Source organism: Pseudomonas sp. NPDC087612 (assembly GCF_044743505.1).
Classification (GTDB): domain Bacteria; phylum Pseudomonadota; class Gammaproteobacteria; order Pseudomonadales; family Pseudomonadaceae; genus Aquipseudomonas.
Genome location: NZ_JBIUWO010000004.1, coordinates 313,764 through 330,969, shown reverse-complemented (window position 1 = coordinate 330,969; position 17,206 = coordinate 313,764). Strand labels below are relative to the sequence as shown.

Here is a 17,206-nt window from a genome sequence, read left to right as displayed (position 1 = left end):
CCGCGATCGAGCCATTACCGGAGCTGACAGGCCTCGGGCACTTGCGTAACGTTGCCAATCAAGCTGATCAAGCCACACGGCAAGCTGCCCCGCCACTGCAGGTAATCATGCCCGGCCGGGTACTCGACCTGCTCCACCGCATACCCCTTGGCCAGCAGCACGTCACGCAGATGGCGGTTGGTGTCGAGGATTTTCGGCCCTTCGAACAAGCCCGACTGCAGGTAAAAGCGCAGCGCTTGCCTGGGCGCCTTGACGTATTCGCGGGTGAGCCAGCCCGGCTCTTCGCCCTCACGTCCCCACCAGTAGGAACCGGACATGCTCAAGACATTGCCGAACAGCTGCGGGTGCTTGAGACCCAGGTAGGCCGACGCCAGGCCGCCGTAGCTGGAACCGGCCACCACCGTGCGTTCTGACGCTGCCGCAAGACCTTGCCGGCGCGCCCAGGGCATCAGTTCTTCAGCCATGAAGCGGGCGAACTGCGGGTTGGGCGGCAGTTCCTGCTGGCGGCTGAGGTCACTGGGGTTGGCGATGATCAGCGCCGCAGTCGGCGCGATCAGGCCATCGGCGATCAGGTTGTCGAGAATCGTCGGGGTCGGCACCTGGCGGGTATAGGCGTGGGCATCGAACAGCACCAGCAAACCCTGGCCCTTGGCGCCCGGCTGCCACTGCGCCGGGCGATACAGGTAAACGTCACGCTCGTTGCCGAGCAATTTACTGCTCAACACCTTGTGTTCCAGGCTGCCCCGAGCAATACCGGGACGCTCGGCAACCCAGGGTTGCGCAGGCGCTGCCGCCAATTCCAGGCGTGAGCGCGAGAGGAACGGGTCGCCGCTGCCATCGGCAAAGCCGTTGGGGTTGAGTGGATCGCGGCGGGTGCTGGCGAGGATCATCCGCCGATCATCCGAGGCCGGCACATCCGGGGCCATCTGGTAGCTCAGGCGCGCAGACGCCGGCAGCAGATAGCTGCGAAACCACACGTCGCTGTCGCCCAGGCGTTGCAGCTCATCATGATTGCCCGAGGGCGCGCCGAACACTCGCACGTTGTCCCGCGCACCGCGCCAGAGGAAGGTCACCAGGGCCATGCCGGGCTGGTCTGCCACGCTTTCGACCATCGGCGTGCCCTGCTGCTGACGGGCCTGCCAGAAGGCTTCGGTACTCGCGCCATGAGCCAGCTGTTGCTGCAACTCGCGCAGGGTCGGGCTTGGCAACGGGGCGGCCGTGCGCGTCTGCTCGCTGGCCGCGATTACTTGCTTCAGGGTCAGTGCATAAGTGGCTTGCGCGCGGCTGGCCAGCGCCTCGGCGCGCAGGCCGTAGGCGCCATCGCGCTCGGCGATGAAAATGAACTCGCGCGGTTGGTCCTGGCCATCGATGAGCAGCCGTACAGGTTGGCCCTGGGCATCGAGCAGACGCAGGCTGGCATCGCCCTGCAGCCGCCCCCGAACCAGGTCGCCGGCTTTGAGCTGCAAGGTCCAGACCGATTGCTGGCCCTGGGCAAAGCTGGCGCTGACGGTTTGCCCAGGTTGCAGGAGGTTGCCGCTACTGGCCATCGCGCTGCCACTCATGCACAGGGCCAGCGCCAGGGCGCAGCGCCATTGATTGAATATTTGCATGGTCACCTCAGAAATCGATGCTGGCGGAGAGTTTCAGCGTGCGCGGCTCGCTGACCGTGGCGTAACCGTCGTTGAACACTCCGGCCCAGTAGGCGCGGTTCTCGACGTTCTCCAGGCTTGCGCGCAGTACCACGTCCTTGCTGAGGATACGCGTGCTGTAGCGACCGCCGAGGTCATAGCGGGTCCACTGCGGGATCTTCAGGTCGTTGGCGCTATCGAGGTATTGCGAGCTGCTGTGGATGCCCAGCGCGGTCAGGGTCAGGCCCTCGATCCAGGGGGTGTCCCACTCGGCGCCGAGGTTGGCCGACCAGGCCGGCACGCCACGGGCGGTGTTGCCGTCAAAGCTGCCGCCAGCGGTGCGGGTCAGTTCGGCGCGGGTGTAGGTGACGCCACCGAGCAAGCGCACACTCGGGGTCAGCGAGCCGAACAGGTTCCATTCCACGCCACGGTTACGCTGCTCGCCATCGTCGGTGTAACGGTTGCTGGCGCGGTCCAGAAGCATGCTCGGCTTCTCGATCTGGAACACGCTGAGGGTGTGGGTGAAGTCGCCCAGGTCCCACTTGACCCCGGCCTCCATCTGCTTGGCCTTGTAGGGGGCGAACTGCTCGCCGTAGTTGGCAGCGGCAAGGTCGGTGACCATGCCGCCCTGGGTCAGGCCTTCAATGTAGTTGGCATACAGCGACACCGGCGCGTCCCAGGGCTTGAGCACCAGGCCCAGGGCCGGGGTCAGGGCGCGTTCGTCGTAGGCCGGGTTGCTCATCTTTTGCCGTACCCGTTGCGAGCGCACGCCCAGGGTCAGCAGAACCTTGTCGTCGATAAAGCCCAGGGTGTCGGCGACGGCGAAGCTGGACAGGGTGTTGTCACCGGTCTTGTCGCTGGAGCCGATATCGCCGGCAATGATCGGCTTGCCCGGGTGGTAGATGTTGGTCACGTATTTCTTGCTGGTGACGGTGGCGGCGCGGCCGATGTCCTGGTGCAGCAAGGTGGTGCTCAACACCACCTGGTGGTTCACCGGGCCGGTGACGAAGTTGCCACGTACCCCGGCTTCGGTGGACAGGCTGTGGGTGTAGCCGGCCTGGTTGTAGGTCTCGCCGCTGGCATCGCCGTTGGCGCCGGTGACGATCACCCGGGTGCCATTGAGAAAGCCCTTGTAGCGGGTGCGGGCGCTGCCGACGCTGGCGTAGGCGGTCCAGTCGTCGTTGAGGTCGTATTCGCCGCGCAGCACCACGGCCTTGCTGACTTGCTTGGCGGAGATGCCGTCGAGGATGTTGGTGTCCGGTTTCGGCGCCTTGGTGACATGCCCAAGTTTGCTGAAGCCGGCCATCATCGGGCTGCCGTCTTCGAGCTTTTCATGGCTTTCGTAAGCGTCCAGCTCGAGCTTCCAGCCATCGCCGCGATAGTCCATGCCCAGTGACGCCAGGGTGCGGTCCTTGGACTGCTGGTCGACACCGGTTTCGCCGCTGCCGTAGACGCCGTTGAAGCGGATGCCGAAACGCTGCTCATCGCCCAGGCGTCGGCCCAGGTCGATATGGTTGGCGACATAACCGTCGGACACGTAGCTGCTGGTCAGGCGCGTCAGCGGTGCTTCGCCGGCGCGCTTGGGCACCAGGTTGATCACCCCGCCGACACCGCCGTTGGGCGCCATGCCGTTGAGCAAGGCACCAGGCCCCTTGAGCACCTCGACACGTTCCAGAAACTCGGTCGCAACGTGGCCGTCCGGGGCCAGGCCGTACAGGCCGTTCAGCGCAAGTTCGGTGGAATCGAGGGAGTAGCCACGAATCATGAAGTTCTCGTAGGCGTGGCCTTCGCCGGTACTGAAGCGGATCGACGGGTCGTTGCGCAGCACCGCGCCAACCGTGCCGCTTTGCTGGTTTTCCATGTGCTGGGCGGTATAGGCGGTGACGTTGAACGGCGTCTCCATCACCTCGCGATTGCCCAGCATGCCCAGCCGCGCGCCACGGGCGACCTGGCCACCGCTGTAGGCCTCGGGGATGCCGTTGGCGTTGCTGTTGGCGTTGATGTTCAGCTCGCCAAGGGTCAGGGCGCCATCGCTGTCGAGGCTGCGCAGAATGATCACGCCGTTCTCTTCGCTGGCCACCAGGCCACTGTTGGCCAGCAAGCGCTGCAAGGCCTGCTGCAAGGTGAACCGACCCTGCAAGGCTGGGGCATTACGGCCAGCCAGCAACTGGCTGTCGGCGGCGATGGCCACCCCGGCTTCGCGGGCCAGGGCATGCACCGCGGCTTCCAGGGACTGGCCCGGCAGGTTCAGGCTCAAGGCCTGCGCATCGGCGGCCAGAGCGCCGGCATCGGCCGCGCTCAACGGCAACAGGCTGGCGCTGCCCAGGGCACAGGCCAGCGCCAATCGACGCAGGGTGCCGGGAAAAGCCACAGGGTGTGCCGGGCGGGCATGGGGAAGCGACATGATCTGTCCTTGCAGAGGTGGGTTCAGCGATGAAGACGGGCCACCTCGGCGTTACCCCTCAAAATTATTTTCAGCGCCGTTGCAGGGTGCGCTGCTGCCCCTGGTTGACCAGGCTCACCGGGAGGATTTTCGGCAGCGCCTGCAGGAGCATTTCCGGCTGGTTGCTGGGGAAGCTACCGGTCAGGTGCAACTGGGCGGCGCTAGCCGCGAGGGTCACCGGTTGCAGGGCATAGGCGTTGACCTCGGCGATTACCTCGGCCAGCGGCGTATCGGTAAACGACCACCAGCCCCGCTGCCAATGCTCAAGACTCGCTGCAGCATGCGCATCAGCCCTGCGCGCGAGCAGGCGCCCATATGCGTCGAGGTTGATGCGCTCACCCGCCTGCAACACCTGCGAGCCCTCACGCAGGCCACGCACCTCGACCCGCCCGCGAGCCACCGCGACCTGAATCTCGCCACCGCGATCGCTGACACTGAAGGCCGTGCCCAGCACTTCTACCTCGCCCAGGCGGGTGCTGATCAGAAACGGTCGCATGCGCTCGCGCGCCACATCGAAATAGACATTGCCCTGCAGCAGGCGCACCTGGCGCAAGCCGTTGCTGTACTCGATGCGCAAGCTGGTTTCGGCCGCCAGCAACAATTGGCTGCCATCGGGCAGAATCTCCTGCCGCGGCGGCTCGGCATGCACGGTTTGCAGCAGGCGATCGAACTGCGGCGCACGCCGCCACAACCAGCCCAGCCAACTGGCCCCGGCCACCGCCACCAGCAAGCCGCCGCCCTGGCGCAGCAGACGCCGACGACTGAGATTAACCGGCTCCGGCGTTACCGCCGTGCGCAGTTGCGGGGTCAGCCGATGCACCAGTTGCCAGCGTTGTTCGGCCTCCTGCCAGGCCCGTTCGTGCTCACTGCTTTTGCCGCGCCAACGCTCCAGCTGGCCACGTGTCTGCTGCACCCGCTGCGGGTCGTCGCTGTTCAGCGCGGCCAGGTAGGTCAGGGCTTGCTGCACCTTGCGTGGAGAAACCGGCGACGACTCAGACATGCCGTGCCGCCAGGCTCAGCTCGGACAAATCGAACACCGCCCGGGCGATGTGCAGCTCTACGGCCTTGGCCGACAGCTCAAGTTCAGCACATACCTGGCGATGGGGCTGGCCGTGCAGACGCACACGGACGAACACCTCGCGGCGCAGGCGCGGCATGCGCTCGATACGCTCGATCAATTGCTGCAACTGCTCGCGGGCGATGATGATGTCTTCGACGCTGGGGCTCAGCATATCGGCGCGGCTCAGCCAGTCTTCCAGCGCCGCCAGCTCGTTGCTGCGCCGCCGGTACTGATCGATGCACAGATTGCGCGCGGCCTGGAACAACAACGCCCGGGCGTTGACCACTGGCGCGTTCAGAGCATGGGCGTAAGCCTGGGCAAAGCTTGACTGGGCAATGTCGGCGGCATCATCCGGGTTACGCAGGCGGCCACACAGGTAACGGCGCAGGTCGCTGTAATTGGCCAGCAGATCGTCGACGACCGCCTGCAGGGCCGGAGCAGCGGCGGTCCAGGGCATGGAAAGCGAAGTCATGAAGGTCCGGCGTGGAAGATAAACATGAATAGGAATTCATATCATTCTCACATACCTGTGCGGCCTTCTGCCAGCCCTCAGCTGTTGCGCGGCAGCAGCCCCGGCAAGGCGTGGGCCAGGGCATTGACGGCAAAGCCAATGAACATCACCCCGCAGGCGCGGGTGATCCACAGCTCGTAGCGGGTGTACAGGGTGCGCACATGACGGGCACCGACCACGCCGATCAGAATCAGGTAGGCCAGCAAGCCGCCAACAAAGCTCAGGGCGATCAAGGCTGGCAGCATCGACCAGTCCAGCGCTTCGGCGCGGCTCGAGAGCAAGGCGGTGAACGTCGCCACCGCCACCGGGTAGGCCTTGGGGTTGGTCAGGCCAAATACCACGCCATGCCAGAACGGCTTGCGCACCGGCCCCTGCTCGCCGTCGCCACTGCCCGGGCGGCTGCGCAAGGCGCGCATGCCCAGCCAGAACAGGTACAGGCCGCTGATCACACCGAGGATGTCGAACACCGAACTGCCGATTTGCCGGGCACCGACGATCGCCACCAATGCGGTACTGCACCACAGCACATCGCCGAGCAAGTGCCCGCAAAGAAACCCCGCGCCGGCGCGGCGCCCGCGGGTGGCGCCAATGCCGAGCACCGCCAGCACGCCGGGGCCCGGGGTAATACCGTAGATAAAACCGGAAGCGATTACCGCGAGCAGCAGCGAAAAGGTCATCGGGGCAGTGTCCTGAAAGTCCGTGCAAGGCGCGAAGTCTACGGCAGCCGCGCGGCGCCAGCCAGCCTCTCAGTAGCCCTCGGCACGCAGGATCTGCGCCTGGCTGCGGGCACTGGGGCGGCCCAGATAGCGCAGCAGCTGGCCGCTGCGGTTGCTGAAGATACCGTCCACACCCGCCTCCAGCACCTGGCGAAAATCCACCGGTTCATCGACGGTGTACACGTGCACCAGCAGGCCCTTGTCGTGGCTGAGCTGGTTCATCCACGGCTGCACCAGGTCGGCGTAACTCTGCGCGCCGCCCTCGGCCAGCGCCGCCGACGGTCCGGTGCCGATGGCGCCGGCGGCCTTGGCGTAATCCAGCCAGCGCACGAACTCGGCCTTGTCCCGGGGTTGCTGACGGGCATAGAAGGCGGCCTTGTCGGCTTCACCGGATTCGGCGAAGGTCTGCTGCGAGGCGGGCTCGATGCTGCCCTTGCCGATCCACAGCAACAGCACCTTGGGCACCTGGGGCATGTGCTGGTGCAGCAGCGCCAGGCTGTTGCGGTCAAAGCTCTGCAGCACCACCCTGCCCGGCCGTTCGAGCCAGCCACGGGCCTGCAGGGCTTTGTTCAGGTCGGCTTCGATACCGGGAAACAGGTTCGGCACCTTGGTTTCGATGTACAAGCCGGGCTGGCGCTGCGGATTGGCCGCGGCGATGTCCATGACTTCATCGAGGGTCTGGATTTTCAAACCCTTGAAGCTTGCCCGGGCACGTTCGGGGTAGGCCTTGTTGAACCAGCTGCCGACGTCCAGGGATTTCAGCTCGGCCAGGGTGAAGGCGCTCACCGGCTGGTCCTGGCGTTCGGGAAAGCGCTCGGCCACGTCGCTGGTGCGCAGCAGGTTATCGTCATGCACAGCAACCAGCACGCCGTCGCTGGAGCGTTGCAGGTCCAGCTCCAGGTAATCGGCGCCCAGCTCCCGTGCCAGCCGGTAGGCCGGCGCCGTGGACTCCGGTGCATCATACGAGGCGCCGCGATGGGCGATCACCGCCGGGTAGGCAATGCCCTGCGCCCTGGCCAATTCAGTGCCCGGCCCGGCCTCGGCAAGCGCCGCCAGCGGCAATAGCGCCAGGCAACATACATGTTTAACGGTTTTGAACATCTTCAGGCTTCCTTTGCTGCGCAGCGAATCCAGCATAGTCGCCAACGCTGATGACAGACCGGTTGCATGCTAAAGTCGCCGGCGATTGCCTGCCCTGCCACAGAGATGCCCGATGCCCCACGCCGACCTCGACGCCAGCCTCAACCACTGGCCAGACCTGAACGCCAGTCACCCCTGCAGCGGCCTGCTGCTGGGCAATGGCGCCAGCCGTGCACTGTGGCGGCCGTTCAGCTACTTCTCGCTGTTCGAGGAGGCCCAGCGGGTGCGGCACAAGCCCCTGAACCTGAGCGATCAGGCGCTGTTCAAGTCGCTGGGCAGCGAGCTGTTCGAGCCGGTGCTCAGTGCCTTGAACACCACGGTGCGGATCAACGCCGCGCTGGCGATCAGCTCCTCGGCGCCGCTGAACCGTTACTACGCGATCAAGGAAGCGCTGATCCACGCCATCCGCAGCGTGCACATTCCCTGGCGCATGCTGCCAAGCCAGACCTTGCAGTTGATCAACCGCGAGCTGGGCAACTACCAGAGCGTTTACTCAAGCAACTACGACCTGATCTGCCATTGGGCCGCCAGCCAGAAGCCGGAAGGTTTCCAGCAGTTGTTCGACGAAGACGGCAACTTCGATATCCGCCGCACTCGCGGCCCGGGCACGCGCCTGCTGTACCTGCACGGCGGCCTGCACCTGCTCAAGCAGCAGGACGGCAGCACACGCCAGCGCAGCGCCAGCGACGGCCAGTTGCTCGACGGCTTTGCCGTCAACACCCCCGGTGATGTGCCGCTGTTCGTCAACGAAAGCAGCAGCGACGACAAGCTCAAGGCCATCCGCAGTTCCGATTACTTAAGCTGGGCGCTTGGTGAACTGGCCGGCCATCAAGGCGGCCTGTGCATTTTCGGCCAGCACCTGGACAGCACCGACCGCCACCTGCTGGAGGCGATCAAGCAAGCACGCCCGGCGCACCTGGCCATCGCCATCCGGCCGTTAAGCGCAGCCTCGATCATCAGCCAGAAGCAGCACTACGTGCAGCGCTTTGCCGATATGCCCGCGCTGCAATTGCACTTCTTCGATGCCAGCAGCCACCCGCTGGGAGCGCCCGGACTGGAAGTCGCGGTGCCGGTACCAATTCGCAAGCGGCGTTGACCGGCGATAAAAACAGGCATGGTAAATAACAATTATTCTCGATACCATTCGCAACCTTTCTCTCCGGTCCGTCCTGGAAAGCTTGCATGCCGCGCCCCAAACCCGACCCTTTGGCCCACGACACCTGCCGCGGGTTCTATGCCGATATCCTGCATTTTTTGCGCAAGCGCATGGACAATGCCAACGATGCGGCAGACATGACCCAGGACGTGTTCACCCAGTGGCTGGGCTATCGCGACCGGGCGCGGGTCGAGCAACCACGGGCGTTCCTGTTCCAGATGGCGCGCAACCTGCTCAGCGATCACTGGCGTCGGCAGAAGGTACGCCACAGCGTGCTCGACGAAGATGCCCAGGCCAGCGAACAGACACCGGCCGGCACCGCCAGCGACCCGCTCAAGCATGCCCAGCAGCAACAACGCCTGGAACAATTGAAACTTGTCCTCGCCGAGCTCTCGCCGCGCCGCCGCGAAGCCCTTATGCTGCACCGCTTTGAAGGTTTGACGCAGGCGCAGATCAGCACGCGCATGGGCATTTCCGTAAGCATGGTGGAAAAGCACATCGCCGCGGCCCTGCTGCATTGCAAGCATCGCCTGGACAGTGACAACGGCATGGAGCAGCCAGAATGACCCCCACTCCTGAAATCGATAAGCGCAGCATCGATGCCCAGGCGGCCAGCTGGTTTACCCGTAACCGCAACGACAACTCGCGCGCAGCCCGCAAGGCCTTCGCCCAGTGGCTGCAAAACCCCGAGCATGCCCGCGCCTATGCCCAGTTCGAACAGCTCTGGGACGACCTGGCTGCGCTCAAGAGCCTGAACAAACCGGTCGCTCTGCCCAGCCGCCAACCGTTGCGCTGGCGCCCGGCCCTGGCCATCGCCGCCGGGCTGGTGTGTGCGCTGCTGGCGGCCAACCTGGGCCTGCCGAACCGCCATCACCAGCAACAGCTGGCCGCGCAGAGCGAACGCCCACAACACCTGGCCCTGCCCGATGGCAGCCAGCTGGACGTCAACGCCCGCACCCGGCTGAGCCTGAGTTTTGACAACGAACGCCGGCTGATTCGCCTCGACCAGGGCCAGCTGTACATCGAAGTGGCGCCCGACAAGGAGCGGCCGCTGTTCGTCGATGCCGGCAACGCCCGGGTACGCGTGGTGGGTACCGGTTTCGACCTGCGCCGTGGCCAGCAGGAGCTGGTGCTCAGCGTCGCCCACGGCCAGGTAGCGCTGGAAACCCCCGGCGAGAATCGCCCGCCGCTGCTATTGAGCGCCGGCCAGCGAGCGGTTTATGACCTGGCCCGCGGCAGCCTCAACGTGCACAACCTGAGCGCTGCAGAAATCGCCGACTGGCGCAGCGGCCACGTGAGTTTTCGCAACCGCGAACTGGCCAGCCTGATCGACGAACTGTCGCTTTACCGTACGGCACCGGTGCTGCTCGCCGATCCCTCGTTGGGCCGCTACAAGGTCTCGGGCAATCTTGACGTCAACGACCCTGACGCCCTGCTCACTGCGCTGCCAGTGCTGCTGCCGATCAAGGCGGTGAACCTTGCCGACGGTCGGGTGCGGATCGAACGCAAACAGTAATTTGAGAATATTTTTCATTCGCATGTGAGGGTTTTCCGCAGCCCTGCGTCTTCCTCCCGTCTGCGTAATCACTGCAGGCCTTTTCTGGCCTTTGTTGCCGTATTGGGGGGTTTTATCTTGCGTGCGTTTGCTCCTTTCAAGCCGTTGTCTGTTCGTCCTTCGCTGCTGGCCGCGTGCCTGGCCCTGAGCCTGCAGGCCCAGGCCGCACCGGTGCAACTGAACCTGCCGGCGCAGCCGCTGGCGACATCGCTGAGCCAGCTGGCGCAGCAGGCCAAGCTGCAACTGCTGTTTGACGAATCCTTGCTCAACAGCGTCCAGGCCCCGGCCTTGCAAGGTGCTTACGAACCGCTCGAAGCAATCAGCCAGTTGCTGCACAACAGCCGCTTTGCCCTGGTCAAGGTCGGCAACACCTATGTGGTGCGCCTGCGTGAAGACAACGATGCGACCGCCGACAACAGCATCCAGCTTGGCGCGGTGAGCGTGGTGGGTAACGGCCAGCAGGTCGACCCGAGCACCGTCGGCCGCTCGACCCTGACCCAGGAAGACATCGACCGCTATCAGCCGAGCAACATCCCCAGCGTGCTGGCGACCCTGCCTGGGGTGAACATGGGCGGCTCGGCCAAACCCGGTGGCCAGACCATCAACATCTGGGGCCTGGGCGATGCCGAAGACGTGCCGATGACCGTCGATGGCGCGACCAAGAGCGGCTTCGAGCGCTACCAGCAAGGCACCATCTTCATCGAGCCGGAGCTGATCAAGAACATCGAGGTTGAAAAGGGCCCGCACTCGATCTACACCGGCAACGGCGGCTTCGGCGGCAGCGTCAACATGACCACCAAGGACGCCCCCGACCTGCTCCAGGAAGGTCGCAACAGCGGCGCCATGCTCAAGTATGGTTATGCCAGCAACGACCATCAGCAGGTCTACAGCTCGGCATTGTTCGGTCGCACCGACGATGGCCGCATGGACGCCCTGGTGTACCTGACCAAGCGTGACGGCGATGACATGAAACTGGCCGGTACCCTGCCCGACCCCGAGGGCCGCTACCCGATCAACCCCCAGCGCCTGCCCAACAGTGCCCTGGACCTGGACGGCGCACTGCTCAAGGCCAACATGCACTTTACCGACGAGCACAGCCTGGGCTTCTCCTGGTCGCGCTCGGAAAGTGAGCGCTGGGCGCCGTTCTCTTCTACCGCCTACCCGACGCCGCCGACCCAGTCGGACATCAACAGGTTCGGCTACAAGGATGCCCTCAAGCGCTTCCTGGCCAATCGCACGACCACCGACACCACCTGGTCGACCACCTACAAGTACCAGCCGGTGAACAACCCGCTGATCGACCTGCAGGTCAAATACTCCGAGTCCGACACCAAGCAGACCGACGAGCGCGATGCCACGGCGTTCTTCCAGCCGTCCACCGGCGGGCGCAAGATGGACACCGAATACCAGGACCAGATGCTCGATGTGCGCAACACCAGCCTGTTTACCACCGGCCCGCTGGAGCACGCCTTCACCAGCGGCTTTCAGATCCGCCACCACGACCGTGACACACAGATGTGGATGCCCGGCAAAAGCTACGAGATTCCCAAGTACAACAACGGCCACTACCAGCCGTACTTCATGCCCAGCGGCACCGTCGACAGCCAGGGTTACTTCATTCAGGACGCTATCACCCTCGGTGACGTGACCATCACCCCGTCGCTGCGCTACGACCATGTAGCCAACAAGGGCAAGCCAAACCAGGCGCCGTACTACAACGTTGCCGAGAACGGCCACGACTACAGCGAGAAAACCTACACCGGTTGGTCGCCACGCTTGTCAGTGTTCTGGAAAGCCACCGCCAACACCGCCTTTTTTGCCGACTACAGCAAAACCTGGCGCGCCCCGGTGCTCGATGAGCAATACGAAGTCCAGGGTATCGGCAGCCGCACCGCCAGCAGCCGCAACCTCGACCCGGAACGCATCACCGCCCTGCGCGCTGGTAACGTCACCGACTTTGCCAACGTCTTCACCGCTGACGACAGCATGCAGATCCGCACCACGCTGTTTCGTAACGAGATCAAGGACGAGATCTTCAAGGCCACCGGCATCGGCTGCGAAGCACAGCTGGCCAAGGGCGAAAGCATCTCCGACGCCTGCGGTAAAGGCCTGATGTCCAACTACCGCAACCTCAAGGGTGTGACCATCAAGGGCTTCGAGGTCGAAAGCTTCTACGACTCGACCTACCTGTTCGGTTCGGTGTCCTACTCGTGGATGACCGGCCGCCATGAAGGCGCCTACACCAACCCTTGGGGGCCGGACGTCTGGGCCAAGGACATTCCGGCACCGAAATGGATCACCACCCTGGGTGTGAAGATCCCCAGCTGGGACGCCAAGGTCGGCTGGCAGGCGCAGTTCGTGCGCAAGACCGACCGCCTGCCGAGCGACAACTACCGCGAAGGCCCGGCCAGCGCCCTGGGTGATCGCTATTACGACCACTATGCCAACGACGACTATCAGATCCATGGCCTGTTCGCCAACTGGAAGCCGCAGCAGCCTTACCTGAAAGGCACCGAGGTGAATCTGACGGTGGACAACCTGTTCAACAAGGACTATCGCTCCGAGCTCAGTGGCGAGTACGCCTACAGCCAGGGCCGGAACGCCAAGGTCAGCATCACCCGCTTCTTCTGAGGCAACTGTACGGATGAACTTGTCAGCAACTGTAACAAGATCATCCGTCCGCCCTGTGGCTCAATGAAAGCACTTATCTGCCACAGGCGCTCCGTATGTCCAGCCGCGAAAACACCGGGATGGCCCTTGGCCTTCTCGGTGTGATTATTTTCAGCCTGACCCTGCCCATGACGCGCATCGTCGTGCAGGAGCTACACCCCTTGCTCAACGGCCTGGGGCGGGCCTTGCTGGCGGCGATCCCGGCTGCGGCGCTGCTGCTCTGGCGCCGGGAAAAATGGCCAACCTGGGCGCAGATCAAGGGCCTGAGCCTGGTGGCTCTGGGGGTGATCCTCGGCTTTCCGGTGTTCTCGGCCTGGGCCATGCAAAGCGTGCCGGCGTCCCACGGAGCACTGGTCAACGGCCTGCAGCCTTTATGCGTGGCGGTGTACGCCGCCTGGTTGTCTCATGAGCGGCCATCGAAAGCCTTCTGGGCCTGCGCCGCGCTGGGCAGTGCGCTGGTGCTGGCCTACGCGATGATCATGGGCGCCGGGCAGATCCAGGCCGGCGACCTGCTGATGCTCGCGGCGATTGCCGTGGGCGGCCTGGGGTATGCCGAAGGCGGCCGGCTGGCGCGGGAAATGGGCGGTTGGCAGGTGATCTGCTGGGCGCTGGTGCTGTCGGCGCCGCTGTTGCTCGGACCGGTGATCTACCTGGCCTTGCAGCACCAGGGGCCGGTAAGTGCCAAGGCCTGGTGGGCGTTCGGCTATGTGTCGCTGTTTTCGCAGTTCATCGGCTTCTTTGCCTGGTACGCCGGGCTGGCCTTGGGCGGCATTGCCCGGGTAAGCCAGATCCAGCTGCTGCAGATTTTCTTCACCATCGCCTTTTCGGCGCTGTTCTTTGGCGAGCAGGTCGAGCCGATTACCTGGCTGTTTGCCGCCGGGGTGATTGCCACGGTGGTGCTGGGGCGCAAGACCCGGGTGCAGCCTGCGCCTGTGCGGGGCCTGGGCTGACGCCTCGACTTGCCCCGCGATGATTCAGGCAGGAATCAAGCCATCGGCGCGCAACAAGGTCTCCAGGCAATGCTCCTTGACCCCGTAGAAGTCCTTGAGCTGCTGGATCTTCTCCAGCAATGCTGAAGCCTCAACCGGTGCCTGGCGCTTGACCGCCAGAATCATCTTGTTCTTGTTGGTGTGCTCCAGGGAAATGAACTCGAAAACCTTGGTTTCGTAACCGCAGGCTTCCAGGTACAAGGCGCGCAAGCTGTCGGTGAGCATCTCGGCCTGCTGGCCCAGGTGCAATCCGTACTGCAGCATCGGCTTGAGCAAGCCTGGGCTGTGCAGTTGCGGGCGGATCTGCTTGTGGCAGCACGGCGAGCACATGATGATCGCCGCGCCGCAACGAATGCCGGTATGAATCGCGTAATCGGTGGCGATATCGCAGGCATGCAAGGCGATCATCACCTCGATGGCGCTGGGCACCACACTGCGCACGTCACCGCATTCGAACACCAGGCCCGGGTGCTCCAGGCGCGAGGCCGCGGCGTTGCACAGCTCGACCATGTCCGCGCGCAGTTCGACGCCGGTAACCTGCGCCTCGCGCTGCAGGGTATTGCGCAGGTAATCGTGGATGGCGAAAGTCAGGTAGCCCTTGCCCGAGCCGAAGTCGGCCACCCGCAGCGTCTGGTCGGCGGCCAGCGGCGCCGAATTCAGGGCATGGGAAAACACTTCGATGAACTTGTTGATCTGCTTCCACTTGCGCGACATCGCCGGGATCAGCGCCTGCTGCTTGTCGGTCACGCCCAGGTCGTGCAAGAACGGCCGGCTCAGCTCCAGGTAGCGCTTTTTCTCCCGGTCATGCTCCCCGGCCGGCGCCTGGCGCGCCTGCTGCACGGCGCTGCGATGGAGCATCGGCTTGCCCTTCTTGCTGAATTCCAGCTGCGCTTCGTCGCTGAGGCTGAGCAGATGGGCGTTGCGAAACGACGCCGGCAGCAGCTCATCGACCAGCGCCAGGGCTTCATCGTTGACCAGGTTGCGGGTGATGTCGCGGGTCTTGTAGCGGTAGACGAACGACACGCAAGCCTGGCCCTTGACCGTCAGCGGCTTGGCGATGATGCGCTGCAGGGTTTCTTCGTTGCCGACATGGCGCGCCAGCACCAGCTTGATCAGGGCGTTCTGTTCCAGGCTGGTGGCGAGCAGGCTCAGAAACTGCGCACGCGCATCCGGCGCGGCCTGGGCGGTGGGGGAATCGGACATCGGGAAAGGCTGCCTCGGGTTGCGGAGGGGGCGCAGGGATGCGCAGTGCCGGGAATTTTACGTGGATGCGCTTTCCCTGCACAGCTTTTGTCGACCGATGTCGCCGCGGCTAACCGAGCACCACCAGGCGGTTGGGCAGCTCGTTGCGCTCGTGAGTCTGCGGCACATGGGTGCGCAGCAGCTCGCCGCAGGCCTCGATGCAACTGACGAACCCCTGCAGTGTCTGGCCCTGGCGCACCTGTACGGTAAAGCGCTTGACGATCGCGTCCCAGACCTTGTTGTCCAGGTGCCGGGAGATGCCTTCATCGACGAGTATCTCGACATAGCGCTCGGCCTCGCTGACAAAGATCAGCATGCCGGTGCCACCCACGGTGTGGTGCAAGTTCTGCTCGAGAAACTGCCGGCGGGCCAGGTTCGCCGCGCGCCAGTGGCGCACCGAGCGCGGAATCAGGCGGGTGGTCAGCGACGGGATGCGAAACAGCAGGCACAAGGCAATAAAGGTCAGCCACTGCACGATCAGCAAACTGTGCACGCTCATCCAGCCGCTGAGGTAATGGACGACGCCCGGCACCACCAGGGCCAGCAGGCTGGCCCACAGCAAGGGGATATAGGCATAGTCGTCGGCGCGGCTGGCCAGCACCGTGACCAGTTCGGCATCGGTATGCCGCTCGACCCGGGCAATGGCTTCAGCGACCTGGCGCTGTTGTTGTTCAGTGAGCAAAGTCATGCGCTGCGCTACCCGTTGTTGTTCATTTACCAGCCCCCCGACGACCCACCGCCGCCGAAGCTGCCCCCGCCACCGCTGAAGCCCCCTCCGCCACCGCCGCCGCCAAAACCACCGCCGCCGTAGCCACCGCCGAAACCGCCGCCCATGCCGCCGCGCCCGCTGCCGCCAAGGCCCAGCGACTGCAGGGCGAACACCACCAGGATCAGCAGGATGAACAAACCGATGCCCCAGGCCGGCGCACCGTCCTGGCCATCGTTGCCCAGCGCCCGCGAAGGCTCGGCCAAGGGGTTGCCGCCCAGCACCTGGAGTATCGCCGCCGTGCCCTGGACGATGCCCTGACTGTACTCGCCACGACGAAACGCCGGGGTGATGATGCGGTTGATGATCACCGACGACTGCGCATCGGTCAGGCGCTCTTCCAGGCCATAGCCGACTTCGATGCGCAGCTTGCGCTCCTGGGGGGCGACGATCAACAGCGCGCCGTTGTCCTTGCCTTTCTGGCCAATGCCCCAGTGACGGCCGAGCTGGTAGCCGTAGTCTTCGATGCTCTGCCCCTGTAGGGCGGCCAGGGTCACCACCACGACCTGTTCGCCGGTGCCCTGCTCATGGGCCTTGAGCATGTTGTCGAGCTGGCTGCGGCTGGCACCGTCGAGCAGGCCGGCGTTGTCCACCACCCGCCCGCTCAGCGCCGGGAAGCTGAGCTCGGCGCGCAGCGGCGTGGCGATCAGCAGCGCTAGCAGCAGCGCGAGCTTGAACAGGCGCATCAGAATTTCACTTCAGGCGCTTTTTCGGCATCGGCGCTGGTGGCCTCGAAGTTCTCGCGGATCGGCAGGTCGCTGTACATTACGCTGTGCCAGAGGCGCCCGGGAAAGGTGCGAATCTCGGTGTTGTAGCGCTGCACGGCGGCGATGAAATCCTTGCGCGCCACGGCGATGCGGTTCTCGGTGCCTTCCAGTTGCGACTGCAAGGCCAGGAAGTTCTGGTTCGACTTGAGGTCCGGGTAACGCTCGGACACCACCATCAAGCGGCTCAAGGCCCCGGTCAGCTGCGACTGCGCCTGCTGAAATTGTTGCAACTTTTGTGGATCGTCCAGCGTACTGGCATCGACCTGGATCGAGGTCGCCTTGGCCCGGGCTTCTATGACCGCGGTCAGGGTTTCCTGCTCCTGCCTGGCGTAGCCTTTGACCGTTTCGACCAGGTTGGGAATCAGGTCGGCGCGGCGCTGGTACTGGTTCTGCACCTGGGCCCAGGCGGCCTTTACCTGCTCGTCGTAGTTGGGGATGTTGTTGATCCCGCAACCGGCCAGCAGGCTGCCGAGCATCAGCAGCAGCCACAGGCGTACGCCCTTGAATTGAATTACCTGCATGTCGCTACGCTCCTTGATCGCCGTGATTCACCGGACTTGAGG

15 protein-coding genes are annotated in these 17,206 nt (G+C 64.5%); 5 read left to right on the top strand and 10 right to left on the bottom strand.

The genetic code is table 11. The features are described 5' to 3' along the window. Positions 1-14: 14 nt before the first annotated feature. From ACIOVF_RS10405 to ACIOVF_RS10380, 6 genes are all read right to left on the bottom strand, one after another. Complete coding sequence (locus ACIOVF_RS10405; RefSeq protein WP_401289236.1) at positions 15-1,610, bottom strand: alpha/beta hydrolase-fold protein; 1,596 nt, start codon at positions 1,608-1,610, stop codon at positions 15-17. A 7-nt stretch (positions 1,611-1,617) separates the two neighbouring features. Next, on the bottom strand, positions 1,618-4,032 hold the full coding sequence (locus ACIOVF_RS10400; protein WP_401289233.1) for a TonB-dependent siderophore receptor: 2,415 nt from the start codon (positions 4,030-4,032) through the stop codon (positions 1,618-1,620). Between the two features lie 70 nt (positions 4,033-4,102). Then, a complete protein-coding gene (locus ACIOVF_RS10395) occupies positions 4,103-5,071 on the bottom strand; it encodes a FecR domain-containing protein (protein WP_045197575.1) in 969 nt (322 codons plus the stop codon). Continuing rightward, complete coding sequence (locus ACIOVF_RS10390) at positions 5,064-5,603, bottom strand: RNA polymerase sigma factor (RefSeq protein WP_045197572.1); 540 nt, start codon at positions 5,601-5,603, stop codon at positions 5,064-5,066. The genes ACIOVF_RS10395 and ACIOVF_RS10390 overlap by 8 nt, the downstream gene beginning before the upstream one ends. Before the next feature lie 77 nt (positions 5,604-5,680). Then, positions 5,681-6,319, bottom strand: coding sequence for a LysE family translocator (locus tag ACIOVF_RS10385; protein WP_045197570.1), 639 nt, complete (start codon positions 6,317-6,319; stop codon positions 5,681-5,683). A gap of 69 nt (positions 6,320-6,388) precedes the next feature. Beyond that, positions 6,389-7,459, bottom strand: a complete 1,071-nt coding sequence (locus ACIOVF_RS10380; RefSeq protein ID WP_401289228.1) for a glycerophosphodiester phosphodiesterase — start codon at positions 7,457-7,459, stop codon at positions 6,389-6,391. Positions 7,460-7,571: 112 nt separating this feature from the next. On the opposite strand from ACIOVF_RS10380, the gene ACIOVF_RS10375 reads away from it, so the two are divergent. From ACIOVF_RS10375 to ACIOVF_RS10355, 5 genes are all read left to right on the top strand, one after another. After that, positions 7,572-8,594, top strand: coding sequence for a DUF4917 family protein (locus tag ACIOVF_RS10375; protein WP_045197568.1), 1,023 nt, complete (start codon positions 7,572-7,574; stop codon positions 8,592-8,594). Between the two features lie 86 nt (positions 8,595-8,680). After that, the gene (locus ACIOVF_RS10370; protein WP_045197566.1) at positions 8,681-9,220 is read left to right on the top strand and encodes an RNA polymerase sigma factor; all 540 of its coding nucleotides are present in this window, start codon (positions 8,681-8,683) and stop codon (positions 9,218-9,220) included. After that, positions 9,217-10,170, top strand: coding sequence for a FecR domain-containing protein (locus tag ACIOVF_RS10365; RefSeq protein WP_195884914.1), 954 nt, complete (start codon positions 9,217-9,219; stop codon positions 10,168-10,170). Before ACIOVF_RS10370 ends, ACIOVF_RS10365 begins: the two co-directional genes overlap by 4 nt. A 114-nt stretch (positions 10,171-10,284) precedes the next feature. Continuing rightward, on the top strand, positions 10,285-12,840 hold the full coding sequence (locus ACIOVF_RS10360; protein ID WP_371128669.1) for a TonB-dependent hemoglobin/transferrin/lactoferrin family receptor: 2,556 nt from the start codon (positions 10,285-10,287) through the stop codon (positions 12,838-12,840). A gap of 95 nt (positions 12,841-12,935) precedes the next feature. Continuing rightward, positions 12,936-13,829, top strand: a complete 894-nt coding sequence (locus ACIOVF_RS10355; protein WP_045197562.1) for a DMT family transporter — start codon at positions 12,936-12,938, stop codon at positions 13,827-13,829. Positions 13,830-13,853: 24 nt separating this feature from the next. Here the strand turns inward: ACIOVF_RS10355 and ACIOVF_RS10350 are convergent, their stop codons facing one another. The 4 genes from ACIOVF_RS10350 to ACIOVF_RS10335 form a co-directional block, all read right to left on the bottom strand. Beyond that, complete coding sequence (locus ACIOVF_RS10350; RefSeq protein ID WP_045197560.1) at positions 13,854-15,071, bottom strand: SAM-dependent methyltransferase; 1,218 nt, start codon at positions 15,069-15,071, stop codon at positions 13,854-13,856. A 109-nt stretch (positions 15,072-15,180) separates the two neighbouring features. Further along, on the bottom strand, positions 15,181-15,798 hold the full coding sequence (locus ACIOVF_RS10345; protein WP_045197558.1) for a TPM domain-containing protein: 618 nt from the start codon (positions 15,796-15,798) through the stop codon (positions 15,181-15,183). 26 nt (positions 15,799-15,824) lie between these two features. Continuing rightward, positions 15,825-16,562: a YgcG family protein gene (locus tag ACIOVF_RS10340; RefSeq protein ID WP_045197556.1), complete on the bottom strand. Its 738-nt coding sequence runs from the start codon at positions 16,560-16,562 to the stop codon at positions 15,825-15,827. Then, positions 16,562-17,164 carry a LemA family protein gene (locus tag ACIOVF_RS10335; RefSeq protein WP_045197554.1) on the bottom strand — a complete coding sequence of 201 codons (603 nt, stop codon included), beginning with the start codon at positions 17,162-17,164 and terminating at the stop codon, positions 16,562-16,564. The genes ACIOVF_RS10340 and ACIOVF_RS10335 overlap by 1 nt, the downstream gene beginning before the upstream one ends. Between the last annotated feature and the right edge of the window lie 42 nt (positions 17,165-17,206).